The sequence below is a fragment of the Variovorax xiamenensis genome, assembly GCF_050916385.1.
Taxonomy (GTDB): Bacteria; Pseudomonadota; Gammaproteobacteria; order Burkholderiales; family Burkholderiaceae_C; genus Variovorax.
The window spans coordinates 4,628,716-4,645,202 of record NZ_CP139038.1 but is presented as its reverse complement, the minus strand read 5'-3'; the positions used below and the strand labels follow the sequence as shown (position 1 = coordinate 4,645,202).

Sequence of the window (16,487 nt, the reverse complement as noted above, 5' to 3'; positions counted from 1 at the left end):
CAATACCGGCGGCCCGGCAAAGCCGGTTCCGCGGTATTCCGCGCGAAGACTGTTTTATTGAGAGAGGACCAATGTTTTGAGCGAGCTGCACAAATTCCTGTTCGATGGCCTGCCGGTGCGCGGCATGATCGTGCGCCTGACGGATGCGTGGCAGGAGATCCTTGCGCGGCGCGCCTCCAACACCTCCACCGGCGCCTATCCGCAGCCCGTGGTCGAACTGCTCGGCGAGATGACGGCTGCGGCCACGCTGATGCAGGCCAACATCAAGTTCAACGGCGCGCTGATCCTGCAGATCTTCGGCGACGGTCCCGTCAAGGTGGCGGTGGCCGAGTCCAAGCCCGACCTGAGCCTGCGCGCCACCGCCAAGGTGATGGGCGAGCTGCCCGCCGATGCGCACCTGCCCGACATGGTCAACGTGAACAACAAGGGCCGCTGCGCCATCACGCTCGACCCCAAGGACAAGCTGCCGGGCACCACGCCCTATCAAGGCGTCGTGCCGCTCTTCGGCGACAACGGCGAGAAGCTCGGCAAGCTCAGCGACGTGCTTCAGCACTACATGCTGCAAAGCGAGCAGCTCGACACCACGCTGGTGCTGGCCGCCGACGACAAGGTCGCCGCGGGCCTGCTGATCCAGCGCCTGCCGGTGAAGGGCGAGGGCAACCTTGAAGGCACCGCCGACAAGGACCATGACCAGGCCAACGAAGACCAGATCGGCCGCAACGAGGACTACAACCGCATCTCGATCCTCGCGTCGAGCCTGACGCGCGACGAGCTGCTCACGCTCGACGTCGAGACCATCCTGCGCCGCCTGTTCTGGGAAGAGAAGCTGCTGCGCTTCGAGCCGCAGGCCGGCATGCTCGGCCCGCGCTTCGCCTGCACCTGCGGCCGCGAGCGCGTGGCGCAGATGATCCGCGGCCTCGGCGAGCAGGAGGCCGAGAGCATCCTCGCCGAGCGCGGCAACATCGAGGTGGGCTGCGACTTCTGCGGCAAGCAGTACCGCTTCGATGCGGTCGACGCGGCGCAGCTGTTCACGCCGCTGGGCGACCAGATCCCGGGCAGCCCGGTCGTGCAGTGAGCGGCTGCGCCGACGAGCCTTTCAGCGCAGCACCTTGACCATCGCGGCGAGCCGTTCGTTCGCGTAGCCGGCCGCCAGCGCGCGGTCGAACATGCCGGCCAGGAAATCGGGAAAGCTCGCGTCCAGCTTCGCCTCTCGCGCCTGCTTCACGAACAGCCGGCCCGAACCCGCGCAGGTGGCCATCGAACTCTGGGGCTCGCCGTAGCTCCCGGCCTCGATGGCATCGCCTTCGGCGCGGATCATTTCTCCCAGCACCGGCGATATCGCGCCGATCATCCGGCCGAACTCGCCCACGCCCAGCCCCTCGGACTCGCAGATGCGCGCACCGTGGAAGAAGCCGCTCATCGCGCCGAACATGCACGACAGCGTGGCGAGGTCCCAGGCCGCCGCGTTGCCGACGGGCTCGCCCATATACACGACGTTGCCCGCGATGGTTTCGAGCACCGGGCGGCAGATGGCGAGTGCGCGTTCCTCGCCGGAAATGAAGAGCGGCGTGTCGGGCCGGCCGATCTGGCCCGGTGTGGCGAGCAGGGCGCCGTCGAGATAGGCCACGCCGTCGGCGGCTGCCCATGCATCGCGCGCGTCCTGGGGCGTGCCGGTGCTCAGCTGCACGAGCACCTTGCCGCGCAAGGCCCCGGCCACGCCGGGCATGGCAAGGATGGAGCGCGCTGCCGCGTAGTCGGCCACGCACATCAGCACGATGGGGCTCGCTTCGATGGCGCTGCGCGCGTCGGCCGCGAGCAGCGTGCCCTGGTTCAGCAGCGGCTTCGCACGCTCGGCGGTGCGGTTCCAGAGGGTCAGCGTGTACCGGGGCTGAAGGGCGCGCGCCAGCGCGATGCCCATGGGGCCGAGGCCGATGAGGGATACGTCGGTCATGTCGTTCTCCGTTCCTTTTCTCGTCTGTTCGTCATCAGGCTGCGGCGGGCGTCAGGTTCTGGCCCAGCCCGCCGTCGACGGTCAGTCGCGCGCCGGTCGTGAAGGTCGCCTCGAAGGCGAAGAAGAGCACCGCGCGAGCCACCTCGTCGGCGGTGCCATGGCGCCGCATCGGCGTGATCTGGTCACCCAGCCGGATGAACTCCGCGCGCTCCTCCGGCGTCGCGTCGGCAACGCCGAGCGTGGGCGTGTCGATGAAGCCGGGGCTCACCACGTTCACTCGGATGCCGCGCGCCAGCAGTTCCGCCGCGAAGCCCGAGGCGAAGGAGCGCAGCGCGGCCTTGGTCGCGCTGTAGACGCTCAGGCCGTGCATGCCGCCTTCGTCGGCGATGGAAGAGGTGACGACGATGGAGCCGCCCTCGCGGATCAGCGGCGCGAGGCGTTGCACGGTGAAGAAGGGGCCCTTGGTGTTGATGGCGAAGGCGCGGTCGTAGCCGGCCTCCGTCACCTGGTCGAAGGGCTCCAGCGTAGAGATGCCGGCGTTGATGTGCAGCAGGTCGATCCGGCCGAAGCGCTCGCGCACGGTGGCTGCCAGCGCGTCGATGTCGGCCAGCGAGCCCGCGTCGGAGGCCAGCACGTGGGCGCCCGCGCCGAGCGTGCGCCGTGCGGCTTCGAGATTCGCGGGGTTGCGCCCCGTCACCAGCACTTCGGCGCCGCCCGCGAGCAGCGCCTGCGCTGTCGCGAGGCCCATGCCGATGGTTCCGCCGGTGATGACGGCCTTCTTGCCGCCGTAGATGTTCGTCATGATTCGCTTGCCTTTGAATGGATGAAGTTCAAGGCTGCGAATGATCCGGATCGGCACCCGCCGGGTCGCGCACGTTCGGCCGTGCCGGAGCACGAACGGACGACGTCGTGAAGCACCGCGCTCGATAATGTTCCGATGAGCAACACCGACCTCGACACGAGCCTGCGTGTGGACCTGCGCGAGACGCCGGGCGGCGTCGTCGGCTACGACGCGCTGCCCGACCATCGCATCAAGCTGCACATCGGCGGGCCGGTGGCTGGTGCCTGCAGGCTGCACAACTTCCTGTACACGCGCGGCGATCTCGACATCCTGCCGGCGGGCATCACCGACGTCTGGCACGAGGAAGCGCCGAGCACCTCGGTCGTCGTGCGCATGCCGCCCGTGCTGCTGAAGCGCACCGCCGAAGAGATGGGGCTGCCACCCGAGCGGGCCGTGCTCGACCAGCGCCACCAGTTCCGCGACGCGCGCATCGAGCACGTCGCATGGGCGCTCGACGCCGAGCGGCGCGCGGGCTTTCCCAATGGCAGGCTCTATACCGACAGCCTGGGCACCGCGCTCGCGGTGCAGTTGCTCGCCGGGCAGGAGGCCGCCGCAGGCGCCGCATCGACGCAAGGACTGACGCGGCCGCAGCTGCGTCGCGTGACCGAGTTCATCGAGGCGAATCTCGACGGCGATCTTTCGCTGGCCACGCTGGCCGACATTGCCGGCCTCAGCGCATCGCACCTGAAGACGCAGTTCAAGCGCTCCATCGGCCTGCCGGTGCACGAGTACGTGGTGCATCGCCGCGTAGACCGCGCGCGCGGCCTGCTGCTGCGCAGCGAGATGCCGGCGAGCATGGTCGCTTTGGAAAGCGGCTTCTCGCACCAGAGCCACATGGCGCGCTGCATGCGCCGCGTGCTCGGCGTCACGCCGGGCGAAGTGCGGCGCGCGGGCTAGGGCGCCTGCTCCGCCATCGGCCGGGCGACGCGGCCGATTTCTTCCCATCCTCCTTCCGAAACCTGCCTTGGCGGCACGACGGCGCTCAGGGCAAACCCGAGCTTGCCGCGCGCTGCCGCATGGCACACATTATGCAAATGGATTTGCGAATTTGATTTTCATGCAAATTCAATTGCACCAATTCGGTGAGCTCTTACTCCGGAAGGATTGTCATGAAGAAACTCGTACTCCGACTGCTCGCGGCCGCGGCCGTCGCCACGTCGTTCATCGCCGCTCCCGCCACGGCGGCCGGCCCGCTGCTGGTGGCGGTCGATACCGCCTTCGTTCCCTTCGAATTCAAGGAAGGCGACAAGTACGTGGGCTTCGACATCGACCTGTGGGAAGCCGTGGCCAAGGAGCTGAAGCTCGAATACAAGCTGCAGCCGATGGACTTCGCCGGCATCCTGCCCGCGCTGCAGACGAAGAACGTCGACGTCGCGCTGGCCGGCATCACTATCAAGGACGAGCGCAAGAAGGTCATCGACTTCTCCGACGGCTACTACGACAGCGGCTTCATCCTCATGGTGCCCGCCGCCAGCAAGATCGCCGGCGTGGCCGACCTGAAGGGCAAGACGCTGGCCATCAAGACCGGCACCTCCGCCGCCGACTACGCCAAGGCCAACTTCGCCGGCACCGAGCTGCGCCAGTTCCCGAACATCGACAACGCCTACCTCGAACTGATGACCGGCCGTGTCGACGCCGCCATGCACGACACGCCGAACGTCCTGTACTACATCGCGACCGCCGGTGCTGGCAAGGCCAAGGCGGTGGGCCCGCAGATGATGGCGCAGCAGTACGGCATCGGCTTCCCCAAGGGCAGCCCGCTGGTGCCGCAGGTGAACGCGGCGCTCGCGAAGATCAAGGCCGACGGCCGCTACGCCGCCATCTACCGCAAGTGGTTCAAGGCCGAACCGCCGAAGCCCTGAGCGACACGCCACGGAGCCATTCATGGATTTCGACTGGTCAGTGATCGCCGGCGCGCTGCCGGCGCTCTTGAAGGGCGCGCAACTCACGGTGCTCATCACCGTGGCGGGTCTTGCCGGAGGCACGCTGCTGGGCGTGCTGTTCGGCCTGATGCGCGCCTACGGAAACAGCCTCGTCGCGAGCATCGGCTTCGCCTACGTGGGGCTGGTGCGGGGCACGCCCATCGTGGTGCAGGTCATGTTCATCTACTTCGCATTGCCCGGCCTGCTGGGCGTGCGCGTCGACCCGATGACGGCGGCCATCGCCTCCATCGTCATCAATTCAGGCGCCTACATCGCGGAGATCGTGCGCGGCGCCTTCCTCTCCGTGCCGCGCGGCCTGAGCGAGGCGGGGCTGGCCATGGGCCTGCCGCGCTGGCGGGTGCTGGCGTTCGTCGTCGGCCCGGTCGCGTTCCGGCGCATGACGCCGGCGCTGGGCAACCAGTTCATCGTGAGCCTGAAGGACACATCGCTCTTCATCGTCATCGGCGTCGGCGAGCTCACGCGCCAGGGGCAGGAAATCATGGCCGCCAACTTCCGCGCCATCGAGATCTGGAGCGCGGTCGCGGCCATCTACCTGCTGCTGATCGGGCTGCTCACGCTCGGCCTGCGGACTGTCGAAAGAAGGATGCGCATCCTGTGAACATCGTCGAATTCAAGAATGTGGAGAAGCGCTTCGGCGCCAACAAGGTGCTCGACCGTGTGAGCCTGCAGATCCGCAAGGGCGAGGTCGTGGTGCTGATCGGCCCCTCGGGCTCGGGCAAGTCGACGCTGCTGCGTTGCATCAACGCGCTGGAGCAGATCGACGGCGGCGACCTGCTGGTGGACGGCCTCAGCGTGCGCGGCGGCAATGCCGTGGCGCGCGAGATCCGCCAGGAGGCCGGCATGGTGTTCCAGCAGTTCAACCTGTTCCCGCAGATGACCGCGCTGGAGAACGTCGCCTTCGGCCCGCGCCAGGTGCGCGGCGCCTCCAGGTCGCAGGCCCGGGCGCAGGCCGCGGAGCTGCTCGCCAAGGTGGGGCTCTCCGAGCGCGTGAACCACTATCCCAGCGAACTCTCCGGCGGGCAGCAGCAGCGGGTGGCCATCGCACGCGCGCTGGCCGTGAGACCCAAGCTGATGTTGTTCGACGAGCCGACCTCCGCGCTCGACCCCGAGCTGCGTCAGGAAGTCTTGCGCGTGATGCAGTCGCTCGCCGAGGAGGGCATGACCATGGTGGTCGTCACCCACGAGATGCAGTTCGCCCGCAAGGTCGGGACACGACTGATCTTCATGGAGCACGGCCACATCACGGTCGACGGACCGCCGGGCCAGTTGCTGGACAACCCGCCCAACCAGCGCCTGCGCGACTTTCTTCAGCACGTGGAGTGACATGCCGACATTGAATTACCTCGAAGCCGGAGGATCGCCGTTCGAGACGGGACGGACGCTGGGCCGCTTCGGCGCCGCGGCGATGCAGGACTATGCGCGGCAGTCGCCTGCATGGGCATCGGTGATGCACCATCGCGGCACACCCGCTGCCGCGGCGATGTCCGCCCTGGTGCGTTCGCGCTTCCCGCGCATATGGGACGAACTCCAGGGCCTCGCCACGGGGCTGGAGCTGCCCCTCGAAGACGTGTTCCTGTGGAACTGCCGCGGCGACCTGTGGGCCATGGCGCCCGACGGCTGCACCACGGTGCAGGAATCGACGGGCACGCTGCGCCGCATCACGCACAACGAAGACGGCGACCCGGCCTTCGCGGGGCATTGCGCGATCGCGGAATGCACCGTCGAGGGCAGTGTGCCCTTCACCTCCTTCGTCTATCCGGGCTCGCTGCCGGGCCATACCTTCGCCGTGACCGACGGCGGCCTCGCGATGACGGTGAACAACCTTCGATGCCTGAACGTGCGGCCGGGCGTTCCGCGCATGGTGCTCACACGGGCACTGCTCGAAGCCGCCAGCCCGCAGGATGTGCGCGAACTGCTCGCGTCGAACGAACGCGCGGGCGGCTTTCACCTCACGGTGGCGCATCGGACATCGCCCGGGCTGTTGAGCGTGGAGTTCAGCTCCGGGGCTTGCTCCATCGTGGAGATCGACGGGCGCCGGCTGCATGCCAACCATGCGCTGCACTCGTCGCTGCGCGACCTGTCGCAGATCGTCACGGGCTCTTCGCGGCACAGGCAGGAGCGCGGCGATGCGCTGCTGGCGGAAGATGGCGCGACGATCGATCCGCTGCGCCTGCTGGCCGACGGCAGCGATGCGTCGTTCCCGATCCTGCGTGCCGCCCCGGACGACAGCGACGCGGAGAACACGATGGCGACCGCCGACATCCGCATCGTCGCCGGCGCTTCGCATATCGAGTGGGAGGTGTACGAGCACCCGGCCCGGCCGCCGCGATTCCATATGATCGACGGCCATGCAAGCACCGAAAAAAGCCAGCGTGCCCGCCCAGCCTGATGCCGACGACACCGACGGCGCAGGCGGCATTGCGGACGGCGCCTCGCCGCCGCGAACCGTCGAGGAACTACGCGCACTGACGGTCAGCCTCGGGCGCGGCGACGCGCTGATCTCGATGGGCAGCAAGGCGCACAGCGTGCTGGCTCGCCTGGTCGAACGCCCGGAAGAGGTCGCGGTGCGCACCATCACCGAGCTGGCCGACTCGCTGGGCGTGAACGCATCGACGCTCACGCGCCTTGCCACCCGGCTGGGCTACGCCGGCTTCGTCGAGTTCCAGACTGTGTTCCGCGACGGACTGGCGTCGCGGCACCGCCACTTCTACAGCGAGCAGGCCGGCCGGCTGGTGGCGCACGCGTCGGAGCGTTCGCAGTCCGAAGGGCCGGGGCAGCGCCCGGAGATCGACACGATGGTGCAGATCGCCCGCGACTCGATCGCCAACACCGAAGGCTTTCTCGCGCAGCTGTCGGCCGACGAGCTGCAACAGGCTGCCCGGCTCCTTGCCGCCGCGCCACGGGTGCGGGTGCACGGCCTGCGGCAGTTCAGCGCGCTGGCGAGCTTCCTGGCCTACGGGCTGGCGATGGTGCGTGGCGACGTGGCGCTGCTCGATCCGCACGGGCTGGGCGTGGCCGAGGGGCTGGCGCAGCTGCAGCCCGGCGACCTGGTGGTGGTGACCAGCGTGGAGCCCTACACGCGCAGCATCGCGGAGACGGCCGAGGCCGCCGCCAAGGCCGGCATGGTCGTGATCGCCATCACCGACCATCGCGCCTCGCCGCTCGCGGCCTTCGCGAAGCACTCCTTCTTCGTGCCGCACGGCAGCACCTTCTTCAGCAACTCGATGGGCGCCTACGTCATCTTCTGCGAGGGCCTGCTGAACCTGGTCGCGACCGGCCTGGGCAAGAAGGCGCTGGAAGCGCTCGAGCGGCGCGAACGCTTCATCGCCGACCTGGGCATCGAGTAGGGCTGGCCGCGCTCGGCGCTCAGTCCTGGCTGTCGAAGCCGCCGAAGGCGATGTCCGGCGCGCTCGTGTTGTGCTTCGATGGCAGGCTGCGGCCGAAGCGCACCTGCGTGGCCTGAAGGCTCTTCACCTCCGGCAGCGGCAGCACCTGCTGCGCGGCACCGGGCGATGCCTGCCAGCGAACCTCGCTCACGTCGGCGTTGTCGGGCGTGACGTACATCGAGCGCAGCACCGCGAAGGGCTGGGCACTTGCCGTCGGTTTCGACAGCGTGACGTCGAGCGCGGTGCGCGTGCGGCTGATCTCGTCGACCTTCACTGCTGCGCTGCCGCCATCGGTGAAGCGTACGTGGATGGCCAGCGGCCGGGGCACGATGCGGATCGACGCGATGTTCACCACCGGCCGCGCGGCCGCCTCGACCGGGCCGAGCAGGAAGGACGAGCCGTACACGCCGTCGCCGAAGCGCGGCTCGGGCAGCGGCTTGATGCGCCAGTAGCCGTCGGACGGATAGAGCACGATGGCTTCGAGCGGCTTGCCGTTTTCCTTCCTGAACACCTGCAGCAGGTGGAAGCCGCGGTCCTTGCGCTTGCCTACCTGCACGGGCACGCGCTGCGGGCGCCAGAAGCTCGGCAGCGTCATGCCGACGACGCGCCACTGGGCGTTGTCCATCAGCACCACGGTGCGCTTGCGGAAGCGGTAGGCCGGGTCGGTGGGGTGCGCACCGCCGTCGAAGTTGCAGCCCGAGAAATCGGGCGCGGTGACGTCGTTGCCGATCTTGTCGAGGTAATCGGGCTGCAGCGCCTCGATGCGCATGCGGCGGATGCCTTCGCCGCGCAGGGTGAGCGAGACGTTGTCTTCCTCGGCGCAGGCGGTGGTGGTGGTGCCGTTCTCGACGGTGGCGGCGACAGGGGCCGCATTGGCCGGGCCGGTCGCGGCCAACAGCAGGGCGGCCAGGGCGCCGGGAAGAAGCGCGATGCGCGCGGCGGTCGAAAGGGGCATCGGGTCTCCGGTAAGAGGAAGGAGGGCGAGCGCGTTACTCGCGGCGCGCGATGAGATCGCTGAACAGCTTATGTTCGCATTCCGGGTCGGAGCATTTCTCGCAAGGCCATGACCACGAGGCGGGCTTCGCGTCGGACCGGGCGCGCGTGCGCGGCCGGCCCTCGTTGCCCGCGATGGAGACGATGGCGTTCCAGGCGCTGGCGAGCCGCTCGCCACCGGTGCCGTGCACGACCGCGTACGAGAGCTTCGCGCGTGCGAGCGCGGCGCGAACCAGCGTGTCGGTGGGTTGCTGCGCATGCGGGCCGTCGCGCATGTCGTCGGCCACCCAGGGCAGGTCGAGCGCGGTCAGCAGCGTGATGGCGAAGCGTTGTTGCGCGGCCAGCGCGGCGTCGTAGAGGGAGGTGTCGGCGAAGAGCTGTTCGCTGTAGACGGCTGTCATGAGCGCCGTGGTGTCGGCCACCACCACGCCGGTGGCCGCGGCCATCGCGATGCGGCGGGTCTGCTCGTCGGCGATGGCCTGCTGCTCGTCGGGGCGCGGCGTGCGGCCTTCGCGTTCGCACCATTCGCGCAGGTATTCGCTCACCAGCGTGACGGGCATGCCGCGGTCGTGCAGGCGCTGCGCGATGGCGCGGGCCAGTTCGGTCTTGCCGGTGCTCTCGGCGCCCACGAGGGCGATGACGCAACCGGTCGGCAGCACGGGCGTCATGCGCGCGCAGCCCCGGCAGAGGGCATGCGCTGGCGCCAGGCAAGGTAGCCGGCCACGCTGAGCACGGCGAACACCGCGTACAGCCCCACGGTGAGCCACAGGCCCTTGTGGATGAAGAGGCCCACGCTCACGACGTTCACCGCCAGCCAGATCAGCCAGTTCTCGATGAACTTGCGCCCGAGCAGGAATTGCCCCACCAGGCTCAGGCCGGTGGCGAAGCCGTCCCACCAGGGCACGTCGGTGTCGGTGAAGCGGCGCAGGAAGAGGGCGACCGCCGGCCATGCGAGCGCGCAGGCCAGCAGCGTGAGCACGATGCCGCGCGACGAAAGCCGGCTGACGCGCAGCGCGCTGCCGTCGGCCCGGTGGCCGCGCAGCCACTGCGCCCAGCCCCAGAAGGCGACGAGCGCGAAGAAGACCTGCAGCGAGGCGTCGCCGTAGATGCGCGCCTTGGCGAACACCGCCACGTAGAGCAACGAGCTGACGATGGCCAGCGGCCATCCCCAGTGGATCTCGCGCATGTTGCAGCCGACCATGGCGAGCGCCAGCGTCGACGCGACGAGCTCGAGCCAGCTCACGGGAGAGCCCAACAGCATGAACGCGGGGGCCGAGAGTAGCTCGGTCATCGGCTCGGCGGACGGAAGAAAGAAAAGGGGAGGAGAGGGGGGAAGGCCGAGGTCAGTGCGCGATCTGCACGAACACTTCGTTCGGCTTGACCATGCCGAGCTCGGCGCGCGCCCGTTCCTCGACCATCTCGAGGCCGTCCTTCAGGTCGTTGACCTCGGAACTCAGGCGCTCGTTGTTCAGCACGGCCTTGGCGTTGGCTTCCTTCTGGTCGGCCAGCTTGGTCCGCAGCTGGGCCACGTCGCGCACGCTGCCGCGCCCGTTCCACAGCTGCCACTGCAGGATGGCCAACAGGAGCAGCAGGACGATGGGAGGAACGAAGCGGGCGCGCATGCAGCGTGGCGTCCGGGCGTTACTTCAGGTTGTAGAACGCGCCGCGGCCGGGGTAGACGGCGATGTCGCCCAGGTCTTCCTCGATGCGCAGCAGCTGGTTGTACTTGGCGATGCGGTCCGAACGCGAGAGCGAGCCGGTCTTGATCTGGCCGGCGTTGGTGCCCACGGCGATGTCGGCGATGGTGCTGTCCTCGGTCTCGCCCGAGCGGTGCGAGATCACGGCGGTGTAGCCGGCGCGCTTGGCCATCTCGATGGCTGCGAAGGTCTCGGTCAGCGTGCCGATCTGGTTGATCTTGATCAGGATCGAATTGGCGATGCCCTTCTCGATGCCTTCCTGCAGGATCTTGGTGTTGGTGACGAACAGGTCGTCGCCCACCAGCTGCACGCGCTTGCCCAGGCGCTCGGTCAGGTGCTTCCAGCCGTCCCAGTCGCCTTCGTGCATGCCGTCTTCGATGCTGATGATCGGGTACTTGTCGACCCAGGTCGCCAGCATGTCGGTCCAGCTCTCGGACGTGAGCGAGAGGTTTTCGCCCGACAGCACGTACTTGCCGTCCTTGTAGAACTCGCTGGCCGCGCAATCGAGGCCCAGGGCGATCTGCTCGCCTGCCGTGTAGCCGGCCTTGTCGATGGCTTCCAGGATCAGCTGGATGGCCGCTTCGTGGCTCTCGACGCTGGGAGCGAAGCCGCCTTCGTCGCCGACGGCCGTGCTGATGCCGCGGTCACCCAGGATCTTCTTCAGTGCGTGGAACACTTCGGCGCCGTAGCGCACGGCCTCGCGGAAGCTCTTGGCGCCCACGGGGATGATCATGAATTCCTGCAGGTCGAGGCTGTTGTTGGCGTGCGCGCCGCCGTTGATGACGTTCATCATCGGCACCGGCAGCTGCATGCCGCCCATGCCGCCGAAGTAGCGGTACAGCGGCAGGCCCGACTCCTCGGCCGCGGCGCGGGCCACGGCCATCGAGACGGCGAGGGTGGCGTTGGCGCCCAGGCGGCCCTTGTTGTCGGTGCCGTCGAGGTCGATCATCGTGCGATCGAGGAAAGCCTGTTCGCTGGCGTCGAGGCCCAGCACGGCTTCCGAGATCTCGGTGTTGATGTTCTCCACGGCCTTGAGCACGCCCTTGCCGAGGTAGCGGCTCTTGTCGCCGTCACGCAGCTCGATCGCTTCGCGCGAACCGGTCGATGCGCCCGAGGGCACGGCCGCACGGCCCATGGTGCCCGATTCGAGCAGCACGTCGCACTCGACGGTGGGATTGCCTCGGCTGTCGAGAATTTCGCGGCCGACGATGTCAACGATTGCACTCATCTTCTGTCTTTCTCTTTCTGGTCTCTTTGGGCGGATGAATAGATGGGGGAACGGGTCGGAGGGAGCGGAAGGATCAGAGGCCTTCGACGGCGATCATGTTCATGATCGCTGCGCCGGCACGCGCCTCGCGCGCCTTCAGGTATTCGGGCGTCTCGTAGAAGGCCTTGGCCTTCTCGAAGCTGGGGAACTTGAGGATCACGACGCGCGTGGGCTTCCAGTCGCCTTCCAGCGGCTGGATCTGCCCGCCGCGCACGCACACCTCGGCGCCGTGCGCCTGCATGGCGACGGTCGACCACTTGCGGTATTCCTCGTACTGCGTCGGGTTCGTCACCTCGACGTGGGCGATGACGTATCCACTGCTCATGCCACGGCCTTCAGTGCCTTGTTGGTGCTGCCCGCGCCCTTTTCCTTGTGCTCGAGCGCCGCCTTGATGAAGGCGTTGAACAGCGGATGGCCGCCCCACGGGGTCGACTTGAACTCGGGGTGGAACTGCACGCCCATGAACCACGGGTGCACGTTCTGCGGCAGCTCGACGATCTCGGTCAGGTGCTCGCGCTGCGTGAGCGCGGAGATCACGAGGCCGGCGTTGCGCAGTTCGTCGAGGTAGTTCACGTTGGCTTCGTAGCGGTGACGGTGGCGCTCGGTGACCACGTCGCCATAGATGCTGTGGGCCAGCGTGCCGGGCGACACGTCGGAACTCTGCGCGCCCAGGCGCATGGTGCCGCCGAGGTCGGACTTCTCGTCGCGCGTCTTCACCGTGCCGTCGCGGTCCTTCCACTCGGTGATCAGCGCGATCACGGGGGTGGGCGTCTCGGGGTCGAACTCGGTGCTGTTGGCGTTCTTCAGGCCGGCCACGTGGCGGGCGTACTCGATGGTGGCGACCTGCATGCCCAGGCAGATGCCCAGGTAGGGCACCTTGCCTTCGCGGGCGAAGCGGGCGGCCGAGATCTTGCCTTCCACGCCGCGCTGGCCGAAGCCGCCGGGCACCAGGATGGCGTCGTACTTGGCCAGGCGGGACACGTCCTGCGGAGAGATGGTCTCGGAGTCGATGTAGTCGATCTTCACGCGGGCATGGTTCTTCATGCCGGCATGGCGCAGCGCTTCGTTGAGCGACTTGTAGCTGTCCGACAGGTCGACGTACTTGCCGACCATGGCGATCGACACTTCCTTCTGCGGATGCTCGACCTCGTACACCAGTTCGTCCCAGCGCTGCAGCTTGGCGGGCGGGGTGTTGATGCGCAGCTTGTCGCAGATCAGGCCGTCCAGGCCCTGCTCGTGCAGCATGCGGGGCACCTTGTAGATGGTGTCCACGTCCCACATCGAGATCACGCCCCATTCGGGCACGTTCGAGAACAGCGAGATCTTGGCGCGTTCGTCGTCGGGAATCGGGCGGTCGGCGCGGCACAGCAGGGCGTCGGCCTGGATACCGATTTCGCGCAGCTTCTGCGCGGTGTGCTGGGTGGGCTTGGTCTTGAGTTCGCCGGCGGCGGCGATCCAGGGCACGTAGCTCAGGTGCACGAAGGCCGAATTGTTCGGGCCCATGCGCAGGCTCATCTGGCGAACGGCCTCCAGGAAGGGCAGCGACTCGATGTCGCCCACGGTCCCGCCGATCTCGACGATGGCCACGTCCACCTCGTGCGCCGTGCCGATGCCGGCGCCGCGCTTGATGTATTCCTGGATCTCGTTGGTGATGTGCGGGATCACCTGCACCGTCTTGCCGAGGTAGTCGCCGCGGCGTTCCTTCTCGAGCACGGTCTTGTAGATCTGGCCGGTCGTGAAGTTGTTGGCCTTGCGCATCCGCGTGTTGATGAAGCGCTCGTAGTGGCCGAGGTCGAGGTCGGTCTCTGCGCCGTCATCGGTGACGAACACTTCCCCATGCTGGAAGGGCGACATCGTGCCGGGGTCGACATTGATGTACGGATCGAGCTTGATGAGGGTGACTTGGAGGCCGCGCGATTCGAGGATCGCGGCGAGCGAGGCGGAGGCGATTCCCTTGCCAAGGGAAGAAACGACACCACCGGTGACGAAGACAAATTTGGTCATGCCAGTTCCGGACGCTGTGAATCCGGGCAGTGGGAAATTGCGATTATAGGTGTGCCCTTCGCGACACCTTCCGCCAAGGGCTTGTTGCCCCGGGGGACGATGGCATGTGAGCAACAATACGCCCCATGCAAGATCTCGCCGGCAAACACATCGTCCTGGGCCTCACCGGAGGCATCGCCTGCTACAAGTCGGCCGAGCTGTGCCGGCTTTTCGTCAAGGCGGGAGCGACCGTCCAGGTGGTCATGACGGAGGCGGCCGAGCAGTTCATCACGCCCGTGACCATGCAGGCACTCTCGGGGCGTACCGTCTACACCTCGCAGTGGGACACGCGCGAGCCCAACAACATGCCGCACATCAACCTGAGCCGCGAGGCCGATGCGATCGTGCTGGCGCCCTGCAGCGCCGACTTCATCGCCCGGCTGGTGCAGGGCCGCTCCGACGACCTGCTGAGCCTGATGTGCCTGGCCCGTCCGATGGACCGCGTTCCGCTCCTCATCGCGCCGGCCATGAACCGCGAGATGTGGGTCCACCCGGCCACGCAGCGCAACCTGATGCAGGTGGCCGCCGACGGCGCGACCGTGCTGGGCGTGGGCAACGGCTGGCAGGCCTGCGGCGAGACCGGCGACGGCCGCATGCTGGAGCCGGCGCAGCTGCTGGAGGACATCACGGCCTTCTTCGCCCCCAAGCTGCTGGCGGGACAGAAGGTACTGGTCACGGCCGGCCCGACCTTCGAGGCGCTGGACCCGATCCGGGGCATCACCAATCATTCGTCCGGCAAGATGGGCTTCGCCATTGCGCGGGCGGCCCGCGAGGCGGGCGCGGAGGTCACGCTGGTGGCCGGCCCGGTGCACCAGCCCACGCCGCGCGGCGTGACACGCATCGACGTGCTTTCGGCGCAGGACATGCTCGAAGCCACCACCCGTGCTGCCCAGGGTGCTAGCATTTTTGTAGCTACGGCCGCCGTTGCCGACTGGCGCCCAGCCACCCAGAGCGACCAGAAGATCAAGAAGGACGGCAGCGGCAAGACGCCGGTGCTGAACTTCACCGAGAACCCGGACATCCTGCTCACCGTCGCGAAGAGCGAACGGGCCCAGTCGAAGAAGCTCTTCTGCGTGGGCTTCGCCGCCGAGAGCGAGAACCTCGCCGAGCACGCCAAGGCCAAGCGCGAGCGCAAGGGCATTCCGCTGCTGGTGGGCAACATCGGCCCGCTGACCTTTGGGCAGGACGACAACGCGCTGCTGCTGGTGGACGCCAACGGCGTGCGCGAGCTTCCGCGCGCACCCAAGCTCACGCTGGCGCGCGAGCTCATGACAGAGATCGCAGCGCGTCTTCCCGACTGGAGGGTCTGATGAATCCCCAATGGAACACCCCGCCGAATGGCGATTTCGCCCGTTATGTCGAGCGGCTGTCCGCGCAGGCGGCGCTGCCCAGGCGACCCGCGCCACCAGGCGAGCACGGGCTCGACGTCGGCATGACGACGACCTCGGGGCCGCAGCAGGGGCAGGGGCCCGTCACGGCCGCGATGCAGCGCGCTGAACTGCCGAACGGCGAGGTGCCGAGAAAACAGCCCGGCTCATTCGACCCGGTGCTGCTCAAGGTGCTGGGTGCCTTCGGCGCGGTGGTGTTCCTCGTGCTGTGGGCGGCGGGCGTGCCGTTCGGCGTGCTGGTGCTGCTCGCAGCGCTGGCCACGTGGTTCGGCAGGAAACTGAAGGGCGTGAAGCTCACCCCGGGTGTCGCCAAGTGGCAGCAGGTGCTCGAAGAGGCGGCACGCAAGCAAAGAGAACAGCAACAGAAGCAAGGCAACAACTAAGTGAAAGTCGACGTCCGCATCCTCGATCCGCGCATGGTGGATCAACTCCCTGCATACGCCACCCCCGGAAGCGCCGGCCTCGACCTGAGGGCCTGCCTCGATGCCCCCATCACGCTGGAGCCCAACGGCTGGCAGCTGGTGGGCACCGGCATCGCCATCCACCTGGCCGATCCGGCCTATGCGGCGCTGATCCTTCCGCGCTCGGGCTTGGGCCACAAGCATGGCATCGTGCTGGGCAACCTCGTCGGCCTGATCGACAGCGACTACCAGGGCGAGTTGAAGATCAGCGCCTGGAACCGCAGCGACACGCCCTTCGTGCTGAACCCGATGGAGCGGCTGGCGCAACTGGTGATCGTGCCCGTGGTGCAGGCGCAGTTTCGAGTCGTCACAGAATTTGCACCCACGCAACGTGGCGAGGGCGGCTACGGCTCCACCGGCAAACATTGAGCGAATCCTGAAGATCGGCTGGGTTTCGGGGCGGTAAAGAACGGAACCGGCGTGGGCTGTACGGCCTCGAAGGTTTCAGTGTGTGAACTGCGTCATCGCGGCGGATGCTGCGGCGTTAGTCAGGCACACGCAGGGTGCATGCATTCAT

Annotated in this window: 19 protein-coding genes; 10 read left to right on the top strand and 9 right to left on the bottom strand. The window is 67.7% G+C overall.

The annotated features are described in order from the left end of the window. The first annotated feature begins 76 nt into the window (after positions 1-76). Positions 77-1,075, top strand: coding sequence for an Hsp33 family molecular chaperone HslO (locus SFB74_RS21165; RefSeq protein ID WP_093303940.1), 999 nt, complete (start codon positions 77-79; stop codon positions 1,073-1,075). A 21-nt stretch (positions 1,076-1,096) separates the two neighbouring features. On the opposite strand, the gene SFB74_RS21160 is transcribed toward SFB74_RS21165, so the two are convergent. Continuing rightward, the gene (locus tag SFB74_RS21160; protein ID WP_432726256.1) at positions 1,097-1,951 is read right to left on the bottom strand and encodes an NAD(P)-dependent oxidoreductase; all 855 of its coding nucleotides are present in this window, start codon (positions 1,949-1,951) and stop codon (positions 1,097-1,099) included. Positions 1,952-1,985: 34 nt separating this feature from the next. Next, complete coding sequence (locus SFB74_RS21155; RefSeq protein ID WP_432726255.1) at positions 1,986-2,753, bottom strand: SDR family oxidoreductase; 768 nt, start codon at positions 2,751-2,753, stop codon at positions 1,986-1,988. Between the two features lie 135 nt (positions 2,754-2,888). Between SFB74_RS21155 and SFB74_RS21150 the strand changes: the two genes are divergently transcribed. From SFB74_RS21150 to SFB74_RS21125, 6 genes are all read left to right on the top strand, one after another. After that, a complete protein-coding gene (locus SFB74_RS21150) occupies positions 2,889-3,689 on the top strand; it encodes a helix-turn-helix domain-containing protein (RefSeq protein WP_432726254.1) in 801 nt (266 codons plus the stop codon). A 212-nt stretch (positions 3,690-3,901) separates the two neighbouring features. After that, positions 3,902-4,654 carry a glutamine ABC transporter substrate-binding protein GlnH gene (gene glnH / locus SFB74_RS21145; protein ID WP_432726253.1) on the top strand — a complete coding sequence of 251 codons (753 nt, stop codon included), beginning with the start codon at positions 3,902-3,904 and terminating at the stop codon, positions 4,652-4,654. A gap of 22 nt (positions 4,655-4,676) precedes the next feature. Next, a complete protein-coding gene (glnP, locus tag SFB74_RS21140) occupies positions 4,677-5,333 on the top strand; it encodes a glutamine ABC transporter permease GlnP (protein ID WP_093203207.1) in 657 nt (218 codons plus the stop codon). Further along, positions 5,330-6,058, top strand: coding sequence for a glutamine ABC transporter ATP-binding protein GlnQ (gene glnQ, locus SFB74_RS21135; RefSeq protein ID WP_432726251.1), 729 nt, complete (start codon positions 5,330-5,332; stop codon positions 6,056-6,058). The genes glnP and glnQ overlap by 4 nt, the downstream gene beginning before the upstream one ends. A 1-nt stretch (position 6,059) precedes the next feature. Then, positions 6,060-7,124, top strand: a complete 1,065-nt coding sequence (locus SFB74_RS21130; RefSeq protein ID WP_432726250.1) for a C45 family autoproteolytic acyltransferase/hydolase — start codon at positions 6,060-6,062, stop codon at positions 7,122-7,124. Beyond that, positions 7,108-8,082, top strand: a complete 975-nt coding sequence (locus SFB74_RS21125) for a MurR/RpiR family transcriptional regulator (protein ID WP_432726249.1) — start codon at positions 7,108-7,110, stop codon at positions 8,080-8,082. Before SFB74_RS21130 ends, SFB74_RS21125 begins: the two co-directional genes overlap by 17 nt. A gap of 19 nt (positions 8,083-8,101) precedes the next feature. Here the strand turns inward: SFB74_RS21125 and SFB74_RS21120 are convergent, their stop codons facing one another. The 7 genes from SFB74_RS21120 to SFB74_RS21090 form a co-directional block, all read right to left on the bottom strand. Continuing rightward, positions 8,102-9,076, bottom strand: coding sequence for a hypothetical protein (locus tag SFB74_RS21120; RefSeq protein ID WP_432726248.1), 975 nt, complete (start codon positions 9,074-9,076; stop codon positions 8,102-8,104). Between the two features lie 34 nt (positions 9,077-9,110). After that, entirely contained in the window at positions 9,111-9,782 is a 672-nt protein-coding gene (locus SFB74_RS21115; protein WP_432726247.1) for an AAA family ATPase, read from the bottom strand. Beyond that, on the bottom strand, positions 9,779-10,405 hold the full coding sequence (gene pnuC, locus SFB74_RS21110) for a nicotinamide riboside transporter PnuC (protein WP_432726246.1): 627 nt from the start codon (positions 10,403-10,405) through the stop codon (positions 9,779-9,781). The genes SFB74_RS21115 and pnuC overlap by 4 nt, the downstream gene beginning before the upstream one ends. Positions 10,406-10,457: 52 nt before the next feature. Next, entirely contained in the window at positions 10,458-10,736 is a 279-nt protein-coding gene (ftsB, locus tag SFB74_RS21105) for a cell division protein FtsB (RefSeq protein WP_432726245.1), read from the bottom strand. A 19-nt stretch (positions 10,737-10,755) separates the two neighbouring features. Continuing rightward, entirely contained in the window at positions 10,756-12,039 is a 1,284-nt protein-coding gene (gene eno / locus SFB74_RS21100) for a phosphopyruvate hydratase (RefSeq protein ID WP_093203187.1), read from the bottom strand. A 73-nt stretch (positions 12,040-12,112) separates the two neighbouring features. Continuing rightward, positions 12,113-12,403 carry a DUF1330 domain-containing protein gene (locus tag SFB74_RS21095; protein ID WP_432726244.1) on the bottom strand — a complete coding sequence of 97 codons (291 nt, stop codon included), beginning with the start codon at positions 12,401-12,403 and terminating at the stop codon, positions 12,113-12,115. Further along, positions 12,400-14,082 carry a CTP synthase gene (locus tag SFB74_RS21090; RefSeq protein WP_432726243.1) on the bottom strand — a complete coding sequence of 561 codons (1,683 nt, stop codon included), beginning with the start codon at positions 14,080-14,082 and terminating at the stop codon, positions 12,400-12,402. The genes SFB74_RS21095 and SFB74_RS21090 overlap by 4 nt, the downstream gene beginning before the upstream one ends. 125 nt (positions 14,083-14,207) lie before the next feature. Here SFB74_RS21090 and coaBC point away from each other — a divergent pair, with 125 nt between their 5' ends. The 3 genes from coaBC to dut are packed head-to-tail and all read left to right on the top strand — an operon-like array spanning position 14,208 to position 16,339. After that, complete coding sequence (coaBC, locus tag SFB74_RS21085) at positions 14,208-15,431, top strand: bifunctional phosphopantothenoylcysteine decarboxylase/phosphopantothenate--cysteine ligase CoaBC (RefSeq protein WP_432726242.1); 1,224 nt, start codon at positions 14,208-14,210, stop codon at positions 15,429-15,431. Then, complete coding sequence (locus SFB74_RS21080; RefSeq protein ID WP_432726241.1) at positions 15,431-15,892, top strand: hypothetical protein; 462 nt, start codon at positions 15,431-15,433, stop codon at positions 15,890-15,892. The genes coaBC and SFB74_RS21080 overlap by 1 nt, the downstream gene beginning before the upstream one ends. Next, on the top strand, positions 15,893-16,339 hold the full coding sequence (gene dut, locus SFB74_RS21075) for a dUTP diphosphatase (protein ID WP_019655978.1): 447 nt from the start codon (positions 15,893-15,895) through the stop codon (positions 16,337-16,339). The last annotated feature ends 148 nt before the right edge of the window (positions 16,340-16,487 follow it).